Origin of the sequence: Psychrobacter sp. PP-21, from assembly GCF_033790785.1 — a bacterium.
GTDB lineage: Bacteria > Pseudomonadota > Gammaproteobacteria > Pseudomonadales > Moraxellaceae > Psychrobacter.
In genome coordinates this window covers 1-261 of record NZ_JAMYEB010000119.1, presented here as the reverse complement: position 1 = coordinate 261, position 261 = coordinate 1, and the positions used below count along the sequence as shown (strand labels likewise).

At 41.8% G+C, this 261-nt stretch carries 1 pseudogene; it reads left to right on the top strand.

Going from position 1 to position 261, the window contains the following annotated elements:
- Positions 1-261 (top strand): annotated as a pseudogene (locus tag NJD71_RS13845) (IS3-like element ISPar1 family transposase); the annotation flags it as partial.

Here is a 261-nt window from a genome sequence, read left to right as displayed (position 1 = left end):
ATACTAGAAGAGAATAAACGTCTTAAACGTGATCTAAAAGTTGCTCAGGAAGAGCGAGATATTCTAAAAAAGGCCACGGCGTACTTCGCGAAACACAGTTGATGAAGTACGTCTTTATCAAGGATAACCAGAAAATATTTAGCATCACCTGTATGTGTCACGTATTAGATGTCAAGCCATCAAGCTATTACAACTGGATAAATCGTGGTGTTAGTAATCAGCAGATCCACCGCAACCAGTGTGAGCTGCTAGTGCGCGTGG